This window comes from Rhizobium sp. CB3171 (genome assembly GCF_029714265.1).
Lineage (GTDB): Bacteria > Pseudomonadota > Alphaproteobacteria > Rhizobiales > Rhizobiaceae > Rhizobium.
Map to the genome: position 1 here is coordinate 1638605 of NZ_CP121652.1, position 25183 is coordinate 1663787.

27 protein-coding genes are annotated in these 25183 nt (G+C 60.4%); 11 read left to right on the forward strand and 16 right to left on the reverse strand.

Features of this window, described 5'->3' with window-relative positions:
* Positions 1 to 68: 68 nt before the first annotated feature.
* From QA648_RS08030 to QA648_RS08040, 3 genes are all read right to left on the reverse strand, one after another.
* Positions 69 to 557, reverse strand: a complete 489-nt coding sequence (locus QA648_RS08030; RefSeq protein WP_104823319.1) for an Lrp/AsnC family transcriptional regulator — start codon at positions 555 to 557, stop codon at positions 69 to 71.
* Between the two features lie 66 nt (positions 558 to 623).
* Entirely contained in the window at positions 624 to 1256 is a 633-nt protein-coding gene (locus QA648_RS08035) for a uracil-DNA glycosylase family protein (protein ID WP_283050693.1), read from the reverse strand.
* On the reverse strand, positions 1256 to 1822 hold the full coding sequence (locus QA648_RS08040; protein ID WP_283050694.1) for a thermonuclease family protein: 567 nt from the start codon (positions 1820 to 1822) through the stop codon (positions 1256 to 1258). Before QA648_RS08040 ends, QA648_RS08035 begins: the two co-directional genes overlap by 1 nt.
* Before the next feature lie 123 nt (positions 1823 to 1945).
* Here QA648_RS08040 and QA648_RS08045 point away from each other — a divergent pair, with 123 nt between their 5' ends.
* Entirely contained in the window at positions 1946 to 3475 is a 1530-nt protein-coding gene (locus QA648_RS08045) for a HAMP domain-containing sensor histidine kinase (protein WP_283050695.1), read from the forward strand.
* A 20-nt stretch (positions 3476 to 3495) separates the two neighbouring features.
* Here QA648_RS08045 and QA648_RS08050 read toward each other — a convergent pair whose 3' ends face one another.
* Positions 3496 to 3888, reverse strand: coding sequence for a diacylglycerol kinase (locus QA648_RS08050; RefSeq protein WP_104823323.1), 393 nt, complete (start codon positions 3886 to 3888; stop codon positions 3496 to 3498).
* Between the two features lie 186 nt (positions 3889 to 4074).
* Positions 4075 to 5091 carry a nicotinate-nucleotide--dimethylbenzimidazole phosphoribosyltransferase gene (cobT, locus tag QA648_RS08055; RefSeq protein ID WP_104823324.1) on the reverse strand — a complete coding sequence of 339 codons (1017 nt, stop codon included), beginning with the start codon at positions 5089 to 5091 and terminating at the stop codon, positions 4075 to 4077.
* Positions 5092 to 5214: 123 nt separating this feature from the next.
* Between cobT and QA648_RS08060 the strand changes: the two genes are divergently transcribed.
* From QA648_RS08060 to QA648_RS08070, 3 genes are read left to right on the forward strand one after another with little or no spacing between them, the layout of a single operon-like run.
* Positions 5215 to 5997, forward strand: a complete 783-nt coding sequence (locus tag QA648_RS08060) for an adenosylcobinamide-GDP ribazoletransferase (protein WP_104823325.1) — start codon at positions 5215 to 5217, stop codon at positions 5995 to 5997.
* 21 nt (positions 5998 to 6018) lie between these two features.
* Positions 6019 to 6240, forward strand: a complete 222-nt coding sequence (locus QA648_RS08065; protein ID WP_104823326.1) for a DUF1289 domain-containing protein — start codon at positions 6019 to 6021, stop codon at positions 6238 to 6240.
* Positions 6237 to 6938 (forward strand): TIGR02281 family clan AA aspartic protease, encoded by a 702-nt coding sequence (locus tag QA648_RS08070; protein WP_283050698.1) that lies wholly within the window; start codon positions 6237 to 6239, stop codon positions 6936 to 6938. Before QA648_RS08065 ends, QA648_RS08070 begins: the two co-directional genes overlap by 4 nt.
* A 5-nt stretch (positions 6939 to 6943) precedes the next feature.
* Here the strand turns inward: QA648_RS08070 and QA648_RS08075 are convergent, their stop codons facing one another.
* From QA648_RS08075 to QA648_RS08110, 8 genes are all read right to left on the reverse strand, one after another.
* Positions 6944 to 7468: a GNAT family N-acetyltransferase gene (locus QA648_RS08075; protein ID WP_283050700.1), complete on the reverse strand. Its 525-nt coding sequence runs from the start codon at positions 7466 to 7468 to the stop codon at positions 6944 to 6946.
* A 6-nt stretch (positions 7469 to 7474) separates the two neighbouring features.
* The gene (locus QA648_RS08080) at positions 7475 to 8803 is read right to left on the reverse strand and encodes a Mur ligase family protein (RefSeq protein ID WP_283050702.1); all 1329 of its coding nucleotides are present in this window, start codon (positions 8801 to 8803) and stop codon (positions 7475 to 7477) included.
* A gap of 173 nt (positions 8804 to 8976) precedes the next feature.
* Positions 8977 to 9738: an ABC transporter permease gene (locus tag QA648_RS08085; RefSeq protein ID WP_283050704.1), complete on the reverse strand. Its 762-nt coding sequence runs from the start codon at positions 9736 to 9738 to the stop codon at positions 8977 to 8979.
* Positions 9735 to 10661, reverse strand: a complete 927-nt coding sequence (locus QA648_RS08090; RefSeq protein ID WP_283050706.1) for an ABC transporter ATP-binding protein — start codon at positions 10659 to 10661, stop codon at positions 9735 to 9737. The genes QA648_RS08085 and QA648_RS08090 overlap by 4 nt, the downstream gene beginning before the upstream one ends.
* Positions 10662 to 11047: 386 nt before the next feature.
* Complete coding sequence (locus tag QA648_RS08095; RefSeq protein ID WP_104823332.1) at positions 11048 to 11302, reverse strand: hypothetical protein; 255 nt, start codon at positions 11300 to 11302, stop codon at positions 11048 to 11050.
* A gap of 119 nt (positions 11303 to 11421) precedes the next feature.
* Positions 11422 to 11856 (reverse strand): DUF1801 domain-containing protein, encoded by a 435-nt coding sequence (locus QA648_RS08100; RefSeq protein ID WP_283050708.1) that lies wholly within the window; start codon positions 11854 to 11856, stop codon positions 11422 to 11424.
* 45 nt (positions 11857 to 11901) lie between these two features.
* Positions 11902 to 12369 carry a DUF1801 domain-containing protein gene (locus QA648_RS08105; RefSeq protein WP_283050710.1) on the reverse strand — a complete coding sequence of 156 codons (468 nt, stop codon included), beginning with the start codon at positions 12367 to 12369 and terminating at the stop codon, positions 11902 to 11904.
* 108 nt (positions 12370 to 12477) lie between these two features.
* A complete protein-coding gene (locus QA648_RS08110; RefSeq protein ID WP_283050711.1) occupies positions 12478 to 13737 on the reverse strand; it encodes an extensin family protein in 1260 nt (419 codons plus the stop codon).
* Positions 13738 to 13991: 254 nt separating this feature from the next.
* Here QA648_RS08110 and QA648_RS08115 point away from each other — a divergent pair, with 254 nt between their 5' ends.
* The 5 genes from QA648_RS08115 (at position 13992) to QA648_RS08135 (ending at position 18406) form a co-directional block, all read left to right on the forward strand.
* Positions 13992 to 14381 carry an acyl-CoA thioesterase gene (locus tag QA648_RS08115; RefSeq protein WP_104823336.1) on the forward strand — a complete coding sequence of 130 codons (390 nt, stop codon included), beginning with the start codon at positions 13992 to 13994 and terminating at the stop codon, positions 14379 to 14381.
* Positions 14382 to 14385: 4 nt separating this feature from the next.
* A complete protein-coding gene (locus QA648_RS08120; RefSeq protein ID WP_283050713.1) occupies positions 14386 to 14976 on the forward strand; it encodes a hypothetical protein in 591 nt (196 codons plus the stop codon).
* Positions 14977 to 15164: 188 nt separating this feature from the next.
* Positions 15165 to 16649 carry an SEL1-like repeat protein gene (locus QA648_RS08125; protein WP_283050714.1) on the forward strand — a complete coding sequence of 495 codons (1485 nt, stop codon included), beginning with the start codon at positions 15165 to 15167 and terminating at the stop codon, positions 16647 to 16649.
* A gap of 92 nt (positions 16650 to 16741) precedes the next feature.
* Entirely contained in the window at positions 16742 to 17923 is a 1182-nt protein-coding gene (locus QA648_RS08130) for a tetratricopeptide repeat protein (protein ID WP_283050715.1), read from the forward strand.
* Between the two features lie 84 nt (positions 17924 to 18007).
* Positions 18008 to 18406 (forward strand): tetratricopeptide repeat protein, encoded by a 399-nt coding sequence (locus tag QA648_RS08135; RefSeq protein WP_104823340.1) that lies wholly within the window; start codon positions 18008 to 18010, stop codon positions 18404 to 18406.
* Positions 18407 to 18422: 16 nt separating this feature from the next.
* Here QA648_RS08135 and QA648_RS08140 read toward each other — a convergent pair whose 3' ends face one another.
* Both QA648_RS08140 and QA648_RS08145 read right to left on the reverse strand, forming a co-directional pair.
* Entirely contained in the window at positions 18423 to 19358 is a 936-nt protein-coding gene (locus QA648_RS08140) for a phytanoyl-CoA dioxygenase family protein (protein ID WP_104823341.1), read from the reverse strand.
* A gap of 109 nt (positions 19359 to 19467) precedes the next feature.
* Positions 19468 to 19821, reverse strand: coding sequence for a DMT family protein (locus QA648_RS08145; protein WP_104825119.1), 354 nt, complete (start codon positions 19819 to 19821; stop codon positions 19468 to 19470).
* 234 nt (positions 19822 to 20055) lie between these two features.
* Here QA648_RS08145 and QA648_RS08150 point away from each other — a divergent pair, with 234 nt between their 5' ends.
* Positions 20056 to 20568, forward strand: coding sequence for a hypothetical protein (locus QA648_RS08150; RefSeq protein WP_245463839.1), 513 nt, complete (start codon positions 20056 to 20058; stop codon positions 20566 to 20568).
* Between the two features lie 54 nt (positions 20569 to 20622).
* Here the strand turns inward: QA648_RS08150 and QA648_RS08155 are convergent, their stop codons facing one another.
* Positions 20623 to 21873, reverse strand: a complete 1251-nt coding sequence (locus tag QA648_RS08155) for an MFS transporter (protein ID WP_283051266.1) — start codon at positions 21871 to 21873, stop codon at positions 20623 to 20625.
* Positions 21874 to 22157: 284 nt separating this feature from the next.
* Between QA648_RS08155 and uvrB the strand changes: the two genes are divergently transcribed.
* On the forward strand, positions 22158 to 25148 hold the full coding sequence (uvrB, locus tag QA648_RS08160) for an excinuclease ABC subunit UvrB (RefSeq protein ID WP_283050718.1): 2991 nt from the start codon (positions 22158 to 22160) through the stop codon (positions 25146 to 25148).
* The last annotated feature ends 35 nt before the right edge of the window (positions 25149 to 25183 follow it).

Genomic DNA, 25183 nt, shown 5'->3' on the forward strand with positions numbered 1-25183 from the left:
GACAAAGACGCAACGCCCTTACTGCGAAGTTCACGCAGCGGGCGTTGCCCAAACATATCGCTTGTCGATTAATCGTCGCTCGATTTCGCGTTTTCCAGGATCATGTAATCCAGCGGTAGCTCCGTCGAATACTTGATCTGCTCCATTGCAAAGGCCGAGGAGACGTCGCGGATTTCGATCTTGGCGATCATGCGCTTGTAGAAGGCGTCATAAGCGGCGATATCCGGCACGACGACGCGCAACAGGTAATCGACATCGCCGCTCATGCGATAGAATTCAACCACTTCCGGGAAATCGGCGATCACTTCGGAAAAGCGCTTCAGCCATTCGATCGAGTGACTATTGGTGCGGATCGAGACGAAAACGGTGACCTTGGTGTTGACCTTTTCGGGGTCGAGCAGGGCGACACGACGGCGAATGACGCCATCCTCTTCCATCTTCTGGATGCGGCGCCAGCATGGTGTCGTCGACAGTCCGACCTTTTTGGCGAGATCGGCCACGGCCAGAGTGGAATCCTCCTGCAGAAGGCGCAGGATTTTGCGGTCAAGACGGTCCATTTCGAGTGCCCTTTCGAATTATATTCTCTCTATAGCGCATTTTTGCCGAAGGAAAAGAAACTTGTTTCACGAAACAAGGATTTTCACACGTTCTCGCAACACGGGCAGCAGCTCCAACTCGAACCAGGGATTGCGCTTCAGCCAGCCGCTGTTGCGCCAGCTCGGATGCGGTAACGGCAAGACGGCCGGCGACTGATTGGTAAGGAGATAACGCCGCCATTCCGAAACGGTTTCCGTCATCGATGCCATACGCGCCGGCCCGAGATGCCACGCCTGAGCATATTGCCCGACGGTAAGGACAAGCTCGATTTGCGGCATCGCGTCGATGGTCTTTTGCCGCCAGAGCGGCGCGCATTCCCGGCGCGGCGGCAAATCGCTGCCGGCGGCATCGTAGCCGGGAAAGCAGAACCCCATCGGCACGATGGCGAAATGATCTGGATTGTAGAAACTATCGCGGTCGACACCCAACCATTGCCGCAGGCGGTCGCCGGAGGCATCGTTGAACGGCAAGCCGCTCTCATGCACACGCAGCCCCGGCGCCTGCCCGGCAATCAGGATACGCGCCGTCGCCGATAACACGGCAACCGGCCGCGGCTCATGCGGCAATCGGTCCGCCTCCCCACACAGCGGCGCGTCCCGGCAGATACGGCAGGCGGCAATGGCCTTGCCCAGCGCCTGCAACTCTTCCTTCCACGCCATCAGCGATCCCATCCGACAAACTGTCGCAAATAATCGCCGAGCCCGGCCAGCGGATCACCACTGCGAGCCATCTGTTCCTCACGCCGATAGTCGCGCGGTCGCTCGAAATCACCCGCCCAAAGCCCTGCCTTCGCCTGACGCGCGGCCGCCTCTTCGCTCGCATAGCCGCCATAAGAGACCGCCATGCCGCTGCGCACCATCGCGCCATTAATGTCAACGCCGTCCGCTTTGCAGGTCACCAGCAGCCGACCGTAACGGTCATGTTCGCTTCCCCGACATTCCGCCCGACCCGTCTTCATAAATTTATCAAGAACCTTGCGCGCCTCTTCGCCGCAGGCCCAATCCACGTGAGCGCGCTGACATTGCTGCCGATACTCCGGCGCATCGATGCCAAGCAGGCGCAAACGATCACCGTTTCGGGCGAGCGTATCGCCGTCAACGACATAAAAGTTTCCAGTTTGAATGAGTTCCGGGCGATTGTTCATCTTCAACGCCAGCAAACCAAGCAGTGCCAGCAGCGCGAATGTGGTCACGCCGTCACGAAAAAGACGGCTAGGCCGCGTCACGCTTTTGCCTCCTTAAAGAACAAACCCTTGGCAAAGATGGCAAACAAATCATTTCTGAGCAGCATCTTCTTAAGGTTTGGCCGCTAGTCTGTAGCCCTCGGCAGGCCAAAATTCAACGTATCTATGAGCACCGGCGTCAGCACATCGACAGATAAGATCATCGTCGACCGTTCGCGCAGTCACCGTAACCGGGCTGTGTCGAAGACGGTGCGGCAGACGCGCGAGCGCCTGCAATCTGGCCACAGCCGCAGCTTCGACCGCGAAGCCATGATGATGCATGTCGACAGCCTCTTGCAGGGCGCCTCGGTTATGCCGATCTTCGTCATCATCGTCGCAGCGCTCGGCGTCTATCTCGCCGGCGGCGCGCAAATCTTCATCTGGGCGATCCCCACCCTGTCGGCACATGCCCTCAACATGCTGCTCGGCCGCCGCGCAAAAAAACGCGAAATGACCGCCGAAAGCGCCAGAAAATGGCGCCAAATGCTGTTGCTCGGTCAACTCCTCATCGGCTTTTGCTGGGCATACTTCGCGATGCAGAGCTGCACGACCTGCGGCGGCGACGGCTTCGCGCTTTATAAAGGCGCGACGCTGCTGGTGGGGATCTGCGTCACGGCGATGGCGAATTTCATGCTGCCGCGCGCCGTACCCTTCTCCTTCGCGCCGGCAATCGTCGCACTTGCCGTCAAAGCGGCGCTGACGCGCAATCCGGTCGATATTGCCTTGACCGCAACCGTTGCCGTGGCGGTCGTCTTCTTCACCTTCATTACCAACCGCATGTTTCAATCGAATCTGAAGATCCTTTCCTTCCAGTCGGAAAAGGACGATCTGATCGCCGAGCTGGAAGTCGCAAAATCCATGTCGGATGAAGCGCGACGGCGTGCCGAAGAGGCTAACCTCGCCAAATCCCGCTTCCTGGCTTCGATGTCGCATGAGCTCAGAACGCCGCTCAACGCCATCCTCGGCTTCTCCGAGGTCATGTCGGCGGAGGTCATGGGGCCGCTGAACAACGCCACCTATCGCGAATACACCACCGACATCCACCGCTCCGGGCAACACCTCCTCAACCTGATCAACGAGATCCTCGATCTATCCCGCATCGAGGCCGGCAAGTATGAGCTGAGCGAGGAAGCAATCTCGCTGCTGGATGTGTCGGAGGATTGCATCGGCATGGTGCAGTTGCGCGCGCGTGGCAAGAACATCTCCATTTCGTCGCAGTTCGAGCCACAGCTTCCTTCGGTCTGGGCCGATGAAAAATCCATGCGCCAGGTGATCCTCAATCTTCTCTCGAATGCGGTAAAATTCACGCCGCAAGGCGGAGAGATCACCGTCAAGGTTGGTTGGACCGCCGGCGGTGGGCAATACGTGGCGATCAAGGACAATGGTCCTGGCATTCCCGAGGAGGAGATACCAGTCGTTCTTTCCGCCTTCGGTCAGGGCTCGATCGCCATCAAGAGTGCCGAACAGGGGACTGGTCTCGGCTTGCCGATCGTTCAGGCAATCCTCGCCAAGCATGACGGCCAGTTCATGCTGAAGTCCAAGCTACGCGAGGGCACGGAAGTGATCGCCATCCTGCCGGCCAAGCGCGTACTGCAAAGCTTGCCGGCCATCGAGGACGCGCCCTTGGTCGAGCGTCGCAAGAAGAGCTTTGCCTGACGCTCAGGCCATACGGCGCTTCAGCGGAAAAACAGATGGCTGGCGATCGTATAAAGAAGATAGAGGCCGGAAGCGACCAACATGCAGAGGACAGCGAAGGAGCCGAGATCCTTGGCATGCTTGCCGACGTTGGAAATCTCGGGAGAAATCCGGTCAATGACTTCCTCGACCGCCGTGTTCATCGCCTCCACGGCGAAAACGCCGAGAAACAGCACGACGGCAATCATAATTTCCGCAAGCGTTGCCCCGACGACGACGAGCAGGATCAATCCGGCGGCTGCGAACAACAGCTCTTGCCGGAAGGCCGATTCTTGCAGCAGACGTTGAAAGCCACCCCAGGAATAACCGGCGGCGGCAAAGAAATGCCGGATCCCCGTTTCCTTCGTTACCGCTGATTTCGAAAACTCGGCCATTCCTGCCCCGCTTGCAACGTCTTAACCGCAAAATTAGCAGCCTTGCGAATACCGTTTCGCTATTCCCAAGGCAAGCCGACAACCGAGTCGGCCAAAGAAATCATTACAGTTTTATGACATAGGTCGAAAGTCGGTCGGAATTTTGAAGGCGGAGCGCTTAATCGCGGCGCTCCGCCGTTTTATCCGTCAATGCTTGTTGGCGACGCCGGCGCTCTCGAAGGTCGCCATGCCGGAATGGCAGGCAGCGGCGGCCTTGACGATACCAGCAGCGAGCGCTGCACCCGTGCCTTCGCCGAGCCGCATGCCGAGCGCCAGCAGCGGCGTCTTGCCGAGCTTATCGATCGCCTTGAGATGCCCCGGCTCAGCCGAAACGTGTCCGATCAGGCAATGATCGAGAGCGGAGGGGTTGGCAGCCTTGAGGATCGAAGCGGCGGCAGTTGCGACATAGCCATCGATAATGACAGGGATACGCTCCATACGGGCCGCCAGAATGGCGCCGGCCATGGCTGCGATCTCACGGCCGCCGAGGCGGCGCAGCACTTCCAGCGGATCCGAAAGATGGTCGCGATGCAGCGCCACAGCCTTTTCGACGGCAGCGATCTTGCGCTGCAGCATCTCGCCTTCCGAACCTGTGCCGGGTCCAACCCACTCCGCCGCCGTGCCGCCATAGAGCGCATAGTGGATGGCAGCCGCGATCGTCGTGTTGCCGATACCCATTTCGCCAACGCAGAGCAGATCCGTACCGCCGGCAATGGCTTCCATGCCGAAGGCCATGGTGGCGGCGCAATCGCGTTCGCTGAGGGCGGGCTCTTCGGTGATGTCGGCGGTCGGGAAATCCAGTGCCAGATCAAAAACCTTCAGGCCGAGGTCGTAGGCCACACAGATTTGGTTGATCGCAGCGCCGCCAGCGGCGAAATTCTCCACCATCTGCTGCGTCACGGCCGGCGGAAATGGCGTGATGCCCTGCTTGGTGACGCCGTGGTTGCCGGCAAAGATCGCCACGAGCGGCCGGTTGACGGCCGGTTGACGACCGGTCCAGGCGGCGAGCCAGAAGGCAATCTCTTCCAGACGGCCGAGAGCGCCCGGCGGCTTGGTGAGCTGTGCGTCACGCTCGCGAGCGGCGACAAGCGCTCGGGAATCCGGACCCGGAAGGTCGCGCAGCAGCGTGCGGAAATCGTCGAATGGCAGGCCGGTAACGCTCATGAATGCCGTTCCTTGTCTTTTGGTCTCAAATCAGGTTCTTTGCGTGCGACTCTATTAGTCTTCGGCACAGGCGCGAACAACTCCAAAAACGCCCGATGCTGTCGCAGGAATATCGGGGAGAGGATGAATATTCGGGAATACACAGGCGACACCGCGCGCGCCGTTGCTTTCTTGAGCCGCATTCCCGTGCCGCCGTCCTTCTTTGAGAGCTATGACGGCAAGCTTGCCCGCGTCTCGCGTACCTTCCCCCTCGCCGGCCTGCTGATTGCCCTGCCCGCCGCCATCGTCTTCGGCGTGCTGCTTGCCTTCCATGCCGACCCATTGATGGCGGCGCTGTTGGTACTTGCTGTCCAGACGATGACGACAGGCGCTCTGCATGAGGATGGTCTGAGCGACATGGCAGATGGCCTTGGCGGCGGCAAGGATCGCGACAAGGCGCTCGCGATCATGAAGGATAGCCGCATCGGCACCTACGGCGCTGTAGCGCTGATCCTCTCTTTCGGACTACGCGCCGCAGCGCTTGCCGCCATCGCCCGTGGCCTTACGCCCTTTGCCGCAGCCCTTGCCCTACCGGCTTCCGCCGCGCTCAGCCGCGGCGCCATGGTCTGGCACTGGTATATCCTGCCCCCCGCGAAGCAGGACGGCGTTGCCGCCTCGGCCGGCAAACCGGATTACAGCGCAATGCAAATAGCGCTCATCACCGCGCTGGTGCTTTCTGCTCTTCTGCTCTGGCCGGGCCTCAGGCTTCCCGCCTTTATCCTGTACCTCTTTGTCACCGCAGCCGCGGCATTTCTCCTCACCCGCCGCGTACGCCAAAGGCTTTCCGGTCACACCGGCGACACCATCGGTGCGACGCAGCAGATTTGCGAGATCGCCGCCCTCTGTACCCTTGCCATGTGCGTTTGAAGCATCGATATATATGCCCTTATGCTAACACCCTGCATTCTTGTCTGCTCCATCGATATGAATACCGGCTATTGCTTCGGCTGCGGACGCACGCGCGAAGAAATTGGCGCATGGACGTCCTACAGCGATGATGAGCGCCGCGAGATCATGCAGGTTCTGCCGGAGCGCCTCGCCACCGTCGAACGCAAGCCGCGCCGCGAAACCCGTCGCCAGCGGCTGGCGCGGGAGCGCGGCGCAGTATGAACCGCCTGAACGTCGCCCTCGCCATTATCGGCATCGGTCTCGCGCTCCTCGTCTTCAACAATAGCAGCGGCACGACCTTCGGAATCGACAATGACGACTTTGCCGGCATCGTCTATCTGGTGCCGCTCGCACTGGTCATGGCGGCAGGCATTTGGGCGAGCCGCCATACGGCGAGCCAATCATTGCGCAATCTGCTGATCTGGCTAGTCATCATCATGGCGCTGGCGACTGGCTACATTTACCGCCGCGATGCCCAGCAGGTTGGCGACCGGTTGATGGCCGGCCTTGTGCCCGGACACGCCGTCGTCGTCACGACAAGCGAAGGTGGCCAGGAAGTCATTCTCCACAAGCTGCTGAACGGCCATTTCGAGGCACAGGTGATGATCAACGGCCAGCCGATCGACATGCTCGTCGATACCGGCGCCAGCACCATCGCTTTGTCGCAAAAAGACGCCGAGCGCGTCGGCATCAATCCGGAAAACCTCACCTATTCCATGACGGTCATCACCGCCAACGGCAGGGCCAGGGCCGCTCCCGTCGAACTCGGCTCCGTCGCCATCGGCCCGATCCTGCGCCGCGATGTCCAAGCGACTGTCGCCGAAGATGACAAACTCGACCAGAGCCTGCTCGGCATGAGCTTTCTGGAAACGCTGGGCTCAATGCAGATGCAGACGGATGAGCTGCGGCTGCGGGATTGAAGACTTTACATCAACAACGACAAATCGTCCCAAACGAAGATGATGTTGTCCGATCGCCAAATCGGGCCGGGATCGACATAACGTCCTGATATCCGTCCGCCCAGCGACCGGTAAAATGCGATTGCCGGATCGTTGCCGACAACAACGCCCAGGGCAGCGCCGGGATAGTGGAGATCGGCAAGGTGGCGCGCCAGTTCCCGCATCAGGCGACGGCCGAGACCCTGGCGTTTGAGCGAGGGATCGACGTAGAGAGATCGTATTTCCCCTCGCCCTTCGAAGACGGGCTGCGATGGCGCACCGACCGAGCCGATGCCGACCAACCGATCGCCCTGCTCCGCAAGCAGCACCAATTGATCACGACCGGGCTTCTTCAATGTCGCCGCCCATCTGGCCTGCCGATGGGCTTCATCGAGGCTGCGAAAAACTTCCGGGGATGCTAGTGTCCGATAGGTTTCGCGCCAGACGGTAACATGCAGATTGGCCATGGCCGCCGCATCGTCGGGAAGAGCCGATCGAATATTGATGTCCATCCTCGATCAGCCGCCTTTCAACACGACGCTCCGCAGCGCTCCGACAAGATAAAGCGACCCGGTCACCAAAACCCAGCCATTATTCTGCGACGCCATCGCCGTGGCACGGTCCAACGCCTTTTGCACATCAGGTTCGGCTTCACAGGCCATTCCCATGGATGATGCCAACGCTTGCAGCTCATCGGCCGGATAAAACCGGCCGGAGCCAGCCGCTTCCGTAAATAGCGTATGGACAGCGTAGTGAGACAGCACCGTCAGGAACCCGAGCGCATCCTTGTCGGACGCCAGTGCAACAATGGCGATACACCCGCTGTCGAACTCGCGGTCGCGGCTGATATCCCGCAAAACGGCCTCGATATTGAACGGAACATGCGCGCCGTCCATCACCATTGGTACCATTCGCGGAGCCGTGTTTGGCGCTGCGGGCAGTTCGAAGGTAAGCCGCTCCATCCGTCCCGGCAGATGCGCACTATCCCTGACCGCCTGGTCAAGCAGCCATGCGCCGATCGCGACGCCTGATCGAGCACCCTCGCGCGCACGTTCGCCATGCTGTCCCAAATAGTCGAGGACCAAGCCAGCCAGCGCCGCATTCTTGTCCGCTATCGTAGCATCGTCGGGGAAGTCGGTGCGCAATACGCGACAACCGAGCTCATCCGCGCGTTGCTGCAAAACCCGGCCCGCAGCATCTGAGATCGGAAGTGTCGTCGCGAGAGCCGCGCCGGGCTTCAATATACCCACCTTTTCGCCCGCTATAGCCTCGCGTGTGCTGCCGAGAATCTCTGTATGCTCGAGCTCGATATTCGTGACGACCGCAACTTCGCCGAAGACGACATTCGTGGAGTCCAGTCGGCCGCCAAGCCCGACTTCCACAACCACCCAGTCCAGACCGGCGTGCTGGAATACAAGAAAGGCAGCAGCGGTTATCACGTCGAACCAGGTGGCGTCTTCGCCGGCCGTCGCCTCTCGCTTTGCCGACTCGTAGCTGTCCAGCGTCTGTTCCAATGCCCTTGCCAGCGCCTCGTCTTCGACCGCTTGGCCTGAAACGCTGATCCGCTCATTCACACGATCGACATGCGGCGAGCCATAACGACCGGTCCCCAGCCCCGCCTGCAGCAAGGCCGCTTCGATCAGCGCAGAAACGGAACCCTTGCCCTTGGTACCGGCGACATGGATGACACGGAAGCTTCGATGAGGATTGCCGAGCCGCTGCATGAGATCGAGCATCGGATCGAGGCCGACACGCATCTCTCCGCGAGGCTTGCGCTCCCAATTGGTTAGCAGGTCAAGGCGCGACAGGACATCGGACAGTGAACGAGGCTGAGGAACTGTGGGCATGAAACACCTGCAACAAGGCTCGGGTCGGTCGCCCGGACGCGCGGCTTGATCGTCATCTCACCCGCGCTTCCCCATGGCTTGCAATTTGCTTGGCCGGGGGGCGTGGACATCGAATGTATGAACCGCAGGGAGAGCGATTGCAACCGGTGTATTTGCGGGAAAGTGCCCGCCAATCAGTTCCTTAACCGATACCCGGTCTTGAAAATCCACGCGAGGGTCCCAAGGCAGATCAAGAGGAAAAGCGTTATCATCGCGAGGCTCAGCGCCGGATTGACGTCGGCGATGCCATAGAAGCTCCAGCGGAAGCCGCTGACGAGATAAAGGACCGGATTGAGGTGACTGACGGCCTGCCAGAAAGGCGGCAACATGTTGATGGAATAGAAGCTGCCACCAAGGAAGGTCAGCGGCGGCACCACCAGCATGGGAATGAGGTTGAGCTGCTCGAAATTCCCCGCCCAGATGCCGATCATGAAGCCGAACAAGCTGAAGGTCACCGCCGTCAACACGAAGAACAGGATCATCATGAAGGGATGTTCGATGGTGATATGCACAAAGAAATTCGCCGTCAGCAGGATGATCAGCCCGATCAGCATGCCCTTGGTCGCGGCAGCGCCGACATAGCCGAGAACGATTTCCGTCATGGCGACGGGTGCAGAAAGAACCTCGTAGATCGTGCCGGTAAACTTCGGGAAATAGATGCCGAAGGAACCGTTACTGATGCACTGCCCAAGCAGCGTCAGCATGATCAGGCCCGGCGTGATGAACGCGCCGTAGGAAACGCCTTCCACCAGTTGGATGCGCGAGCCGATGGCGGCGCCGAAGACGATGAAATAAAGCGAGGTGGAAATGACCGGCGAGACGACGCTCTGCAGCAGCGTGCGGCGCGTGCGCGCCATTTCGAACGCATAGATGGATTTGATCGCCTCGAAGTTCATTTGTCTTCTCCCACCAGCGATACGAAGATGTCTTCGAGCGAGCTCTGCCGCGTCGACAGGTCCTTGAAATGAATGCCCTCGGCGGCCAGACGCGACAGCAGGGCCGCGATGCTCGACTGCTCGTGCTCGGCGTCATAATCGTAGATCAACGTCGCGCCATTCGGCCCCAGCGACAGGCCATTGCCGTCAAGAGAATGCGGAACGGCGTTCAGCGGCTGCAGCAGGTCGAGGATGAGTTGTTTGCGGCCAAGCTTGGCCATCAATGCCTTCTTCTCCTCCACCAGCAGCAGCTTGCCGTCATTGATGACACCGACGCGGTCGGCGATTTCCTCGGCCTCTTCGATGTAATGCGTCGTCAGGATGATGGTGACGCCGGAAGCCCGCAGCCGCTCAACGACATGCCACATATCTTTGCGCAACGTCACGTCGACGCCCGCCGTCGGCTCGTCCAGGAAGAGGATCTGCGGCTCGTGCGACAGCGCCTTGGCAATCAGCACGCGCCGCTTCATGCCTCCGGAGAGCTGGCGGAGCATATTGTCCCGCTTGTCCCAGAGCGACAGATCCCGCAGCACCTGCTCGATATGCGCGGGCTTCGGTTTCTTGCCGTGCAGGCCGCGCGAAAAGCTGACCGTGTTCCACACGGTCTCGAACTGATCAGTCGTCAGCTCCTGGGGCACCAGCCCGATCATGGTGCGCGTGGCGCGAAACTCCTTGACGACATCATGGCCGCCAACGGTCACTGTACCCCCGCTCGGATTGGTGATTCCGCAAACGATGGAAATCATCGTCGTCTTGCCCGCGCCATTCGGCCCGAGCAGCGCCAGAATCTCGCCCTGCTCGACGTCGAGATCAATGCCCTTTAGTGCCTGAAACCCATTGGAATAGGTTTTGGTGAGATTACGGATAGAAATGATCGGGGCCATATGGAGGCGAAGTCCGGCTTTTCTGATTAGTTTTGCGGCGTTTGCCCGCTAATATAGTTGGCCAGCGGCTTTTACCACCCAGCCTAAATGAAACAGTGTGTTCGCCTGAGGGAAAGAAACCACACCGCAGGCTGTCATTAAATCGTGACCTTCCTCGGTCATATCTTCCCCAGGTGAGCAACGACTGTCGCACTCCGCCCAACGCCTCTTGGCGACAGCGTCGGCGCCGATGATATTTGCAGATTGATTGCCTTCACATCTATATTGCAGTGCCATTGCGACATGAAGTTTCTTTTCTGGGGCCAGCAAAGATCCCCTGTCGTTGCTGTGCGCCACTCCAGCCGGCCCCCGCGCCGGCTTTTCTTTTGCCGGCAATCGATCCCCAACTACCAGTTGCCGTTGACGCCGCAGCCTGCCGGCGGCAGCGTCTTGTTTTCGAAGCGCGCCTTCAGCATCGCACAGCCCTTTTCACGGATCGCGCCCGGCATCATCGAGTTGAGGCCGATGCCGACCTCGTCGAATGGATCATCGGCATAGGCAACATAGGCGTACCAACGCCCGCCGATGACGAGAACGATCGCAACGAGAGCGGCAACCAGGGCCTTCCCCAGCCCTCTCTTCCTTCTCGGGGCTTCTTCCATTGAACAGCTCTCCCACCTTGGCTGGCACAGTTATAGGGAAGTACAAGAAAGCGCGTAAATGCAACTTTTTGCTCACACGATTCCGCAATGATCCATTGCATTCATTCCCGCGACGCTCCTTACGCGCTCTTTGGTTTCTTCTGAGAGCGGGCCGGGCGAGCAGCGGTATTGAGTGCCACAGCGGCGCGAATGAGTACCTTCAATGCCTCTTCATCGATGTCGTCACCCTCATGGAAATCGATGGCGCGCCTGGTGTTGCCTTCAAGGCTGGAGTTGAAAAGGCCCGAGGGGTCCTCCAACGAGGCGCCCTTGGCGAAGGTCATCTTCACGACGTTCTTGTAGGTCTCGCCGGTGCAGATGATCCCGGCATGCGACCAGACCGGAACTCCTCGCCACTTCCACTCCTCGATCACTTCAGGGTCGGCCTGCTGGATGAGAGCTCGGATCCGGGCGAGCGTCTGGCCCCGCCAATCGTTCAGCTCCTTGATTCTCCCATCTATCAGATGAGAGGCAGAGTCCTCTGTCTGCCCTTCCTTCGGCTCACTCTCGGTCATGCTTGTGTCGCTTTCTTCACGGTTATAGTTGCGCTGCACTGGCGTTCACATTCGTTCGCCGGGCAATTGGCTGGCTTGCTTTATCCAGGCGGTAAGCTGAGCTTCGTCGAGCGGATCACCTTCATGGATATTGAGATAGCGCGTGTCCTTGCTTTTGGACTCGCCGGAAGGGATTGGCTTCAGCGACGTACCACGAAAGAAGGCCACCTTGACGTACTTCGTGAAGCAGTGGATGCCCAGGAACCAGCCTTCGCCTTCCATCCCATAGAGCGGCGAGTTCCATTTGACCGCCTTGCGCACGCAGGGAACCGTGCGCACAATGAGCGCGTCGAGGCGGCGGCCGATGTCGCTTTTCCAGCCCGGCATGGCAGCGATATAGGCTTGCACTGGGGCGTCGCCATCGCCCTTCGCGATCTGCGGGTTGCCACCCGCGAGAAGAGTTGGGACTGCATTGCTCGGTTTGGCCCCCTTCTTTGCCACCTTCGGCGACGTGACGAGCGTCTTTTCAGCCATTGCGTTCACTCCACGGATAGACGGACAACTATCAGAATAGCTGATTTTGTGATGTCGACCTACTCCCGGCCGACACATTGCCGCCGTTGGCGCTCGGCAAATTCGGCATCACAGGCTGCAGTAACGCCGCCCGCCCCTGCGATCCCTGAGGTCGAAGTGGAAATGGTTCCAGTGCTCGGCGTTGCTGCCCGGACCGAGCACGGTGTCGAAATAATTGCAGCTATCGCTGCGCACAGCCTTCAGCAGCCGGCCCTCACGGAAGGAGAACAGCCCCTTTTTGCGGACATCGATGACGTGGCCGTTCTTTAGGATGAAGGTGCCGACGTCGATGGCATTGCCATGGGCATGTTCCGACATCGGATTATAGCGCTGCCGGCTATTGTTCATCCGGCGGCAGGAATAGCCCCCGAGCGGCACGATCGTGCCGACGCCCGTCCAATAGCGCGTGCGAGCCGCCGGCGCCAATTCGTTCTTCACCCATTTGGCGAAGGCAAGCGTCACCTGGCAGTTCAGCGTCACCGCCGGCCTGACAGCGATGTTGCCGGAAAGCCCGCTCAAGGAAACCGGATAAGGAACCTGGCAGGCCGGACCATCATTAATCGGCGGCTTGTCGTTGTAGACGACCCCCATACGCTGCAATTCCTGCCGGCAGGCAATTTCCGAGGCAGGCATGGCGCCGCCGGGCGACGATTGCGGCGCCTCCTCCTGCTGTTCGATCCGCGGCATCGGATTGCCGACGCGTGGCAACATGGCGACCTGCGTATTCGGCATCTGGCGGCGGATCGGCGACTGATTGAGTTCAGCCTGTGCGGCCGGGCGTTGAATGATGGAGCGGTTGGCCTGCACCGGCGTGTCCGAGCCGATCCCGTCGACAACGGGCTGATCGGTCTCGCCCTCCGCAATGTTCTGCCCTTCCTCCTGCGCCAGCCCGACGACCGGTCCGGACTGCGCTTCCTCGCTCGGCCCTACACCGAGTTCCGCGTCCATATTGACGCCCTGAGAGGGTATATCAGACTGTTGCGCCAGACCCTCTTCCACATCAGTGGTTGTCACGGCCTCATTGCCGCTGCCCATCGGCAGGCGGCCTTGTTTGGCGGCTGCAGAAGCGGGCATCGGCGCGGCGCTCTGCCGGCTGCCCGAGAGATTATAGCTGTTGGCGTAGTTGGCCGAGGCGGAGTTAACGGGCGCTTGATCACCTTGGTAGGTGAACTGCCGCTGCGGCATGCTGCGATGGGGCTTGATCGAACCGACGCGGGCGCTGCTGTCGATGCTCGACGGTGGTATGAGGCTATCAGCCGTGCAGGCGACCAGCGCCGACGACACGAGCAGCGGCAGAACAGCCCGCCGCAGAAAGGACAAATACGCCATACTCCAGATCCGCTCCTGCTGCCCCAGCCACGGTCGGCAACTATTACGAATCTTAAATAAAAACGGTGAATGAATGCTTACCGCCCCACGAAAGTGGGACATCCGGAATGGCCTGAAGAGGCGCGAAGTATGTCTAAAAAGCTCCTCTTCAATCGACAGAGCTGTTGTCGAATACAGACGACGTCTTTCCCATCGAGATTCGATTGCGTAGGCTGAACGCCGGAATCAAAGCTTTTATCGATTGGAGCGAGTGAATGAACGACAGCGTCAAACCAAGAGGCGAATTGACCCTGCGCACGCTGGCCATGCCCGCCGACGCCAATCCTGCCGGCGACATCTTCGGCGGCTGGGTCATGGCGCAGATGGACTTGGCAAGCGGCATTCGCGCCGCAGAGCGGGCACGTGGTCGCGTCGTCACTGCCGCCGTCAAGGAAATGGCATTCGAGCTGCCCGTGAAGATCGGCGACACGTTGAGCGTCTATACCGATATCGAACGCGTCGGCCGTACCTCGATCACGCTCATCGTCGAAGCATGGGCGCATCGTTCTCGCTATGCCAAGTTGGAGAAGGTCATAGCCGGCACATTCATCATGGTGGCGCTGGACGAGACCGGGGCCCCGAAGCCGGTTCCAGCGGAAAGCTGATCGGATGGAAGCCGCGCGTACGCCCGAGGTTTACGTCTATATCAGGACGGTCATGAGCATGGTCATCGGCCTCTCGCTCGCCCAGCTCCTGATGCGCCTCGCCGGCTTCGTGCAATCGCCTGGCAAGCACCGCGTCTATCTGGTCCATCTCGGCTGGATACTGTCGATGTTCCTCTTCATCATTCATTTCTGGTGGTGGGAATATCGATTGCAGTCGGTGGCAGAGATCAGTTTCGGCGTCTATCTTTTCCTCATCTGCTTCTGCTGCCTGTTCTATTTCCTCTGCGTGCTGCTGAACCCTCCGTCGATCGAGGATTATGGCGGCTTCGAAGAATATTTCATCTCGCGTCGGCGCTGGTTTTTCGGCCTTCTTGCTGTCACCTACGCCGTCGATCTCATCGATACGCTGCTGAAGGGCGAGACCTATTTCAGGTCGCTCGGGTGGGAATATCCGATCCGCAATGTCGTTTACATCGTCCTCTGCATCGTCGCCGCCATCACCGCCAATCGCCGCTTCCAGGCGGCGTTCGTGTCGGTCGGGTTGATCTATCAGATTAGCTGGATCTTCAGGCTGTATGACGTGCTCCCGGGATAGAAACCACCAGCCATGCCGGGAGCGACGCCGATATTTTGCTGCAGACTACGCATGAAAACGGCAACGGCGTCGACCGGAACGATGTCGGTAAAACGGCTGCCATTTCCATACTGTACAACCCTTGACCAGAACTACCCCGCATTGTTCAGTGCGGCCGAATATTAGCTTGCGGACGGGAGAGAGCGCTTTTGAAGATCACCAGCCTTGCATTTGGATTGGCGCTAGCCCTTTCGCTCGCTCCCTTTGCTTATGCCGATGATCCCGCACCAGGCCCCGGCGATACCACGATCGCGCTGAAATATTGGATACAATACGCACGGGATGGCAATCCGGCCGCCCAATACGGCCTCGGCTATCGCTACGCCAACGGCCAGGGCATCGAGCGCGACGATGCGAAGGCGGTCGAATGGTACCAGAAGGCGGCGGCACAGGGGAATGCCAAGGCTGAATACGCCCTCGCCTACATGTATTCCAATGGCCGCGGCATCGACAAAGACCAGCAACAGGCAAATGCCTGGTACCGCAAAGCCGCCGAACAGGGCAATGCGGAGGCGCAATATGCCATTGGCTATTCCCTCGCCAACGGCCGCGGGCTGGATGTCGACAACGAGCAGGCGGCCGGCTGGTACCAGAAATCCGCCGCACTCGGCCAACCCCAGGCGCAATATGCCCTCGGCTATATGTATGCTCACGGCATCGGCGTCCGCGAGGACGATACGATGGCGCTTGCCTGGTATCGCAAGTCGGCGGATCAGGGACGCAGCGATGCACAATATGCGCTCGGCTATATGTTTGATAACGGCCTCGGCACAGCCGCGGATCAAAGCCAGGCGATAGAGTGGTATCAAAAATCAGCAGATCAGGGCGACGCCCAGGGCGAATATGCGCTCGGCTATGCCTATGCCAATGGCCACGGCGTCGATCAGGACGATGCCCAGGCCTATTCCTGGTATAAGAAATCCTCCGAGCAGGGCCGCGCCGACGCGCAATATGCGCTTGGTTACAGCTTCGCCAATGGCCTCGGCGTTCCCCAGGACTATAAGCAGGCGCTGCAATGGTACCGCAAATCGGCCTCCCAGGGTCGCGCCGATGCGCAATATGCCGTCGGCTACTTCTATGCCAATGGCCAGGGCGTTCCGGTCAATGATGACGTCGCGGTCGAATGGTATCGCAAGGCAGCCGATCAAGGCGGCGCGGATGCGCAATATGCGCTCGGCTATATGTACGACAATGGTCAGGGCACAGCCCCGGACAAGAGCGAGGCGGTGGCCTGGTACCGCAAAGCCGCTGACCAGGGCAATGCGGACGGCCAATATGCCCTTGCCTACCTCTATTACAATGGCGACGGCGTTCCCCAGGATTACAGCCAAGCCGCTGACCTTTTCCGCAAGGCCGCCGAGCAAGGCGACGCCCGTGCCCAATACGGGCTGGGACATATGTATTACAATGGCTACGGCGTGGCGAAGGATATGAACCAGGCCTCCGATTGGTTCCATAAGGCAGCGGATCAGGGGCTACCGGAGGCGCAACACGGCCTGGGCGACATGGCAGCCGACGGCGGTGGTCTTATCAAGGATGTTGGCCCGGAGGGTGGAGAACTCGCCAAGACGAACAGCCGGAGCGAAGCGCCGGGCTGGCTTGTCCTCCGATTGCTGACGACGCTGTTGCCATAATTTATAACTTATACGTGCAAGGCGCCTTGCGCCCTCGCCCGTCGCGCTTTTAGTATTCACACATGAAGAGATCAAAGGTTGAGGAGCAGATCGTGCGTTTCAAGAGGGTGGCCGTCGGATTGCTTTTTGCGTTGGCATCCATCGGCGTCGCGCATGCCGATCGCGGGCAGAACGCCTACGACCGAGGCGACTACAAGGCGGCGCTCGACTATTGGCGCCCGCTCGCAAAGAAGGGCGACGCTGCGGCGCAACTGAAACTCGGAGAAATGTATGAGGAAGGCGACGGCGTCGCGAAGGATCTCACGCAGGCGCTGAGCTGGTATCGCAAGGCAGCCGACCAGGGTAATGCCGAGGCTGAGTTCAACGTCGGCACCATGTATGACGAAGGCCAAGGTGTCGCGACGGACGACGCCAAGGCCGCCGTCTGGTACCGCAAGGCCGCGGAACAAGGCTATCGCGATGCGCAATACAATCTCGCTTTGATGTACGACAATGGCGAGGGCGTGACGAAGGACAGCGCGCAAGCTTTCGTCTGGTACAGCAAGGCAGCCAAACAGGGCGACGCGGATGCGCAGTTCAATGTCGGGGTCATGTACGACAACGGTGACGGCGTAAATCAGGACAAGAGCGAGGCTGTTGCCTGGTACCGAAAATCCGCCGATCAGGGCAATGCCGACGCGCAATACAATCTCGCTATCATGTATGACGAAGGCGACGGCGTGCCCCGAGATGACGCCCAGGCTTTAGCCTGGTATCGCAAGTCCGCTGACCAAGGGAAAATCGAGGCGGAATACAATCTCGCCGTCATGTATCGCGACGGCGAAGGTGTGCCCAAGGACGGCAATCAAGCCGTCTCATGGTTCCGCAAGGCGGCAGACCAGGGCGATGCCGAGGCACAATATAATCTCGGCGCCATGTATGCGGACGGCGACGGAATTGCCGAAGACGACGCCGAGGCCATGGTCTGGTTCCGCAAGGCGGCGGATCAAAATGACGTCGAAGCCGAGTACAATCTCGGTGTCATGTATCGCGACGGTGAAGGCGTTGCCAAGGATGGCCGCCAAGCCGTCGATTGGTTCGAAAAGGCGGCCGCACAGAACTATGCCGACGCTGCCTTCAACCTTGGCGTCATGTATCGTGACGGCGACGGCGTGCCGGTGGATTGGGCAAAATCCTTCGAATGGTTCCGCAAGGCCAAAGCCATGGGCCGCAACGACAATGAGCCCGGTGATAATGAGGAGACGCCTCCGCAGAATAAGACCATCCCGATTTGAGATAACCGAGGCCTCTGCCTTGCGCCGACGGTCTGCTAAGCTTAGCTCTTGCCCCTACGGGAATCATGGATGGGAGATCGCCGGATGCGGCTCAGACAGATAGGCTTCGGACTGGCGCTGGCACTCTCGATCGCCTTTCAGGCCCATGCCGACGACGGGCAAGCCGCCTATGACAAAGGCGATTATGCCGGTGCACTCGCCCATTGGCAGCCTTTGGCGAACAAAGGCGATGCGGCGTCGCAGGATGGCCTCGGCAGCCTCTATGCGCTCGGAAAGGGCGTTCCTCAGGATTACGCCGAGGCCATTGCCTGGTTTGCCAAAGCCGCCGATCAAGGCCTGCCCAAGGCGCAATTCCATCTCGGCTATGCTTATCTCCGCGGCGACGGCGTCACGAGAGACCGCAACATGGCGATAGGCTGGTTCCGGAAAGCCGCCGCCCAGGGCTATGCGCCGGCACAGAGCATTCTCGATCAGATGAAGTGAGCCGAGGCGCTCCTGTTTAGAGCATATCCCCCAAGCTCCAGTGATTGCCCCAGCGGACGTCGATTTCGTCCTCGACATTCTGATACCGGATGTCGGTCGACAGGCGCAGACGGCCCTTCGGATCCCGATTGGTCGTGGATGCGTGGATCATGTAGGGACTGTGCAACATGATATCGCCGGCCTCATAGTCGGCGGCGAGCCAGCGTGTCTTGAAGCGCTCCGCCATGTCAGGCAGGTCTTTGGAGACCCAGCCACCTTCGGTCATGTTCTTGTTGAAGGCGCTGATACGTTCCTCCGGCGAGAGCGAGGCGCTCTTGATCGCGAACTCCTTCTCCATATCGGCGCCGATCCGGTGCGATCCCTCGAGATAGACGAGGCCGCCCATATCGACCGGAATATCGCCGATCGGAATCCAGGCAGTGACGATGCGGTTCGTGCCACCGCGCAGATAGACAAGATCATAGTGCGCGGGCGTGACGACGCTGGTGCCCGGCCGGGTGAAACGCATGATCTTGCGCTTGTGCAGATAGGAGATGCCCTGCAGGAATTCGTCCATGAAGGAGGCCAGCCGCGGCTGGGTACAGAAGCCCTCATAGGTCACCGAACGCACCAGCGACATCAACCGCCGGTCGGCCAGCGACTTGTCGGCTTCCGCCTTGGCGGCAAGACCGACCATGGGGTCCGAGCCGGGCTGCAGAAGCCCGGTGTCCATCAGATGCGCGAACACCCAGGCGCGGAAATCGAGCACATCCTGGCGCTTCAGAAATCCCTTGAGCCAGAGATAGCCATGCTCCTGATATTGCTCGCGCAGCGTCGCAATGTCGGTCGCGGCATCGGTGGGTTCGAGATAGCCGAAACGGTCCGGCGCCATCGACAGAATCTTGCCGTTCGCCTCAAGCGGCGCCCGCCCGGGCGTCGTTTCATCCAGCACGGAATGCAGCGAACCCGACATCTCAGCCCTCCCGAAATACGCCACTCGCCGGCAGCCTCTCCTCAAAGACTGAACCGGCATGCGAATCATAGGACGAATGGCGATCGCTGCCTAGCGGCCTATGCCCGCTTCATCCCCGGAAAATGAAGGAGGCGCCGACAGCGATAAGCGCGAAACCGATGGCGTGGCCCCAGGTCAGGTTTTCGCCCAGCCAGAAGACCGAGAAGCCGGAGAACACGATCAGCGTGATCACCTCCTGCATGGTCTTCAACTGCGCCGTCGAATAATAGCCAGAGCCGAGGCGGTTGGCGGGCACGGCCAGGCAATATTCGAAAAAGGCTATGGCCCAACTGCCAAGAACGGCGATCGTGATGGCCGTGCTCTTGTGCTTGAGATGGCCATACCAGGCGAAGGTCATGAAAATATTCGATGCAAACAGCATGATGACCGGCCAGACCGCGGCCGGGTTGAGGATGGAGGGCATGGTAAATCCTTTGGCCATTATGAATCGCCCACACCTTTGACCCCTCAAGGCCCGAAAATTCAAGAGCGGAGCGCTGCGCCTAAATGCAGCAGTCACGTGAATATGGAAATGGGCCGAATTGAGGCCGGCTGGAGCGTCGTGCGTTCACATGATTGCGGGGATTGCTTCACCAGCCGGAGACATGGAAGAGTGCGCGCATATTCTCCTATTCTATCTGCCAAGGAACCGACCGCCGTGATCAAGACATCCGCTGCACTGCCCGCCTCGCTCCTTCCGTCGCTTCGCATGGGATTATTCGCCATCGCCTTCGCCGTGCCGCTGTCCCCCTTGCCCATGGCATCCGCGCAGGCCCAGAGCGCGCCCGGCTCCTGTTGGTCGCTGCTGCAGAGCAAGTTCGGTCCGCAGATCGAGAAGTCGGTGAACGAGGCCGATCCCTGCAAGAAACTGCCGGGCCTCGATCACAAGGAGAAATTCGAAGTCAAGTCGCTTGACCTCTGCAGCGCGGCCGGCGGTGTGCAGGTCAACGCCCGCGCCGATCTCGCCTGCAAGTCGCATGGCATCGTCCAGGCGACGGTCAAAGGCCAGTTGGAAGCTTCGGTGACGGTCGATGTGGGCGCCTGCAAAATCACCGATTCCCATGTCGGCGTCAGCGGCCCCATCGGCGACCTGATATCCTCGGTCGGCGGGATACAGGAGCTTGCCCGCAGCTTTGCGCAGGCGAAAATTTCCGAAATCTGCGGCAAATAGGTTGGAGGCCGGCGGCTTTGAGCCGCCGGCCGTGCTCCGGCGAGGGCGCGGCGATTAGATCGGTATCGCGCTCTGGGGTTCCTCCGTCCCCTTATCGCCGAAGCGGATATCCTTCTTTTCAAAACCGAAACCGGAAAATAGCGCCACCACGGCCGCGACGATCACCAATACAATCAACAACGCAAAAGCGTAGTCGCCGTTCCAACGTGCCGCCAGGCCCGCCTGAATCGTTGCGTTGCCGGATGCGAGCAGGTTGCCGAGCTGATAGGCGAAGCCGGGGAATGTGCCGCGCACTTCATCGGGCGACAGCTCGTTGAGATGCACCGGCACGATGCCCCAGGCGCCCTGCACGAAGAATTGCATCAGGAAGGCGCCGACAGCGAGCAGCACCGGTCCGGGCGCATAGACCCATAACGGGGCGACCGGGATTGCCAGCACCGAAGCGATGACGATCGCCCGCCGCCGCCCGATGCGCTGCGACAGGGCCCCGAAAAACAAGCCGCCAATCATCGCACCAATATTGTAAACGATAGCGATAGCGCCGACGGTATAGCTGTCATACTGCCGCTGTGTCTGGAGGAAGGTCGGGTAGAGATCCTGCGTCCCGTGGCTGAAGAAGTTGAAGGCGGTCATCAACAGCACAGCCCACAGGAACAGTGGGATATTCTCGCGCAATACGGTGACGAAAGGCCTTTGCGGCGTCGCCCGCCGCTGCACGAAGGCCGGCGATTCCTGTACGTTGCGGCGAATATAGAGCACCAGCAGCGCCGGCAGCGCACCGACCATGAACATGCCGCGCCAACCGATGATCGGGAAGAGCAGGAAGAACAAGATCGAAGCCAGCAGATAGCCGGAAGGATAGCCCGCCTGCAGAATGCCGGACACGATGCCGCGCGACTCCTCGGGCACCGTCTCCATCGTCAGCGACGCGCCGACACCCCATTCACCGCCCATGGCGATGCCGAAGAGTGCCCGCAATATCAGGAACATCGTCAGCCCGGTCGAAAAGCCGGTCAGGAACTCGAAGATCGAATAGAGCAGCACGTCCGCCATTAGCGTCACGCGCCGGCCGAAGCGATCGGCGGCAAGCCCGAAGATCAGCGCCCCGAGCGCCCGCATGGCGAGCGTCAGGAAGATCGCCACCGAGACAGCGGGAACATCGGTATGAAACTCCTCGGCGATATATTTGAGAACGAAGACCAATATGAAGAAATCGAAGGCATCGAGCGTCCAGCCGAGATAGGCGGCGATGACGGTGTTGCGTTGTTGCGGGGATAAAGAGCGTAAACTATCCAATGCTGACATCATGGTCCTCCGACCGGATGGCGGCGGCGAGGCGGGCAATTCCGGATGCCGTCGAAGCAAGGGGGAGCCCGGCACCGGCCGGGCGGTTCGACGCTGCGGCGGGCTTTTCCTCCAGCGCTTACGAAATTAGCTGGCGGATGTCTGGAGCAGCGTCCCGCCAACGCCTTCGTCGCCTTTCGGTTCCATCACATTTTGTGTGATCGGAAGTAGAAAAATCGACGTCTGTTTCCCTTTTGTACTCTTTCCCCCTTCACATCGGCGCTGACTCCCTCCATATTCCGCCCATGGCAAAATCACCGAAAAATTCCTCCGCCCCGACCGGTTTCGAAGAGGCGCCGCAGGCACCGTTTGAAGGTGCGCCGCTGAGCGGCAGCGTCGCAGATTGGGTCAAGCGGCTCGAGGCGGAGGCGGAAGCCAGCAGCGTCGAGAGCCAGCGCGAAATCGCCTCCAAGGCAGGCAAGCACCGGAAGAAGGTGGAGATCGCTGCATCGAAATCGGCGCGCGGCACCTCCATGGGCGGTTCGACCGACCCGAAAACACGTGCCGCTGCCGGGCTCAATCCGGTGGCCGGCATGGACACGACGCTGGAGGAGGCCGTCAATGCCGGCACGGCCGTCACTGCCACGGTCGAAGCGCTGTCGGCGCTGATCGAGAGCGGTAATCCGCTGCACAAGAACGGCAAGATCTGGACGCCGCACCGCCCTGCCCGGCCGGAAAAATCCGAAGGCGGCATCAGCATCCGCATGGCCTCGGAATACCAGCCCGCCGGCGACCAGCCGACGGCGATCCGCGACCTCGTCGAGGGCCTGGAAAACGGTGATCGCAGCCAAGTGTTGCTCGGCGTCACCGGCTCCGGCAAGACCTTCACCATGGCGAAGGTGATCGAGGAGACCCAGCGCCCGGCCGTCATCCTGGCGCCGAACAAGACGCTGGCGGCGCAGCTCTATTCCGAGTTCAAGAACTTCTTCCCGGACAATGCGGTCGAGTATTTCGTCTCCTACTACGATTACTACCAGCCGGAAGCCTATGTGCCGCGCTCGGACACCTATATCGAGAAGGAATCCTCGATCAACGAGCAGATCGACCGCATGCGCCACTCGGCGACGCGTTCGCTGTTGGAGCGCGACGACTGTATCATCGTCGCCTCGGTCTCCTGCATCTACGGTATCGGCTCGGTCGAGACCTATACGGCCATGACCTTCCAGATGAATGTCGGCGACCGGCTGGACCAGCGCCAGCTCCTGGCCGACCTCGTGGCGCAGCAATACAAGCGCCGCGACATGGATTTCATCCGCGGCTCCTTCCGCGTGCGCGGCGACACGATCGAAATCTTCCCGGCCCACTTGGAGGATGCCGCCTGGCGCATCTCCATGTTCGGCGACGAGATCGACGCCATCACCGAATTCGATCCGTTGACCGGCCAGAAGACCGGCGACCTGAAATCGGTGAAGATCTACGCCAATTCGCACTATGTTACACCCCGGCCGACGTTGAATGGCGCCATCAAGGCGATCAAGGAAGAGTTGAAGCTCCGCCTCGCCGAGCTGGAAAAGGCCGGCCGTTTGTTGGAAGCGCAGCGCCTGGAGCAGCGCACCCGCTACGATGTCGAGATGCTGGAAGCCACCGGCTCCTGCCAGGGCATCGAGAACTATTCGCGTTACCTCACCGGCCGCAACCCCGGCGAGCCGCCGCCGACGCTGTTCGAATATATTCCCGACAACGCCATCATCTTCATCGACGAAAGCCACGTCACCGTGCCGCAGATCGGCGGCATGTACCGCGGCGACTTCCGGCGCAAGGCGACGCTCGCCGAATACGGCTTCCGCCTGCCCTCCTGCATGGACAACCGCCCGCTGCGCTTCGAGGAATGGGACGCCATGCGCCCGGACACGATCGCGGTGTCGGCAACGCCGGGCGGCTGGGAGATGGAGCAATCCGGCGGCGTCTTCGCCGAACAGGTCATCCGCCCGACCGGCCTGATCGACCCGCCGGTCGAAGTCCGCTCCGCTCGCACCCAGGTCGACGACGTGCTCGGCGAAATCCGCGAGACCGCCGCCAAGGGTTACCGCACCCTCTGCACCGTGCTGACCAAGCGCATGGCCGAGGACCTAACCGAATATCTGCATGAACAGGGCGTGCGCGTCCGCTACATGCACTCCGACATCGACACGCTTGAGCGCATCGAGATCATCCGCGATCTGCGCCTCGGCGCCTTCGACGTCCTCGTCGGCATCAATCTGCTGCGCGAAGGCCTCGACATTCCCGAATGCGGCTTCGTCGCTATCCTCGACGCCGACAAGGAAGGCTTCCTGCGCTCGGAAACGTCGCTGATCCAGACGATCGGCCGCGCCGCGCGTAACGTCGACGGCAAGGTCATCCTCTATGCCGATACCGTCACCGGCTCGATGCAGCGGGCGATGGAGGAAACCAGCCGCCGCCGCGAAAAGCAGACGGCCTATAACGAGGAAAACGGCATCACGCCGGAATCGGTTAAGGCGAAGATTTCCGACATCCTCGACAGCATCTACGAGAAGGACCACGTCCGCGCCGATATCGGCGGCGCGTCCGGCAAGGGCTTTGCCGATGGCGGCCACCTCGTCGGCAACAACCTGCAGGCCCATCTCAACGCGCTGGAAAAACAGATGCGCGACGCCGCCGCCGACCTCGACTTCGAAAAGGCCGCCCGCCTGCGCGACGAAATCAAACGCCTCAAGGCCGCCGAACTCGCCGTCATGGACGACCCGATGGCGCGCGAAGAGGCAAGGAGCATCGAAGGCGGCAAAACTGGCCGCCCCAATCCTTCGAGGCTCCGGTCCCCTTCGACAAACTCAGAGGCCTCCGCACCTCAGGATGAGGACGGAGCAGGCGTCGCATCGGGAGGCAGAGGCAGCCTTCATGGTGAGGAGGCCCGCAGGGCCGTCTCGAACCATGAGGAGGAAGCGCAGCGCTCTTATTTCGCCAAGCCCACCCTCGACGAAATGGGCCCCGGCAGCGACGCCGGCACGCCCCTCTTCCGCAAAAACACCAGTTCGGGCGCCTTGTCCGGCACAGCCGGGCAAGATAGCGAATCCGAGCAAGCAAGAACTCGAGGCTATTTCCGAAGGAATAGCCTCGACGAAATGACCGTCGGCAGGACGGAAAAGCCGGTCCTCGGCAAGGTGCCGGACAAGCCGATCATCCGCGCGAAGCCGGGCGTCGGCTCCTATGAGGATGCGGTGGATGAGAAGCAGCGGAAGGGCCGGACCAAGGGCAAGACGGGGCGGCCCGGGAGGTAAGCGGATTTCAGTTTTCCAGTGGCAACTTGCGGCTC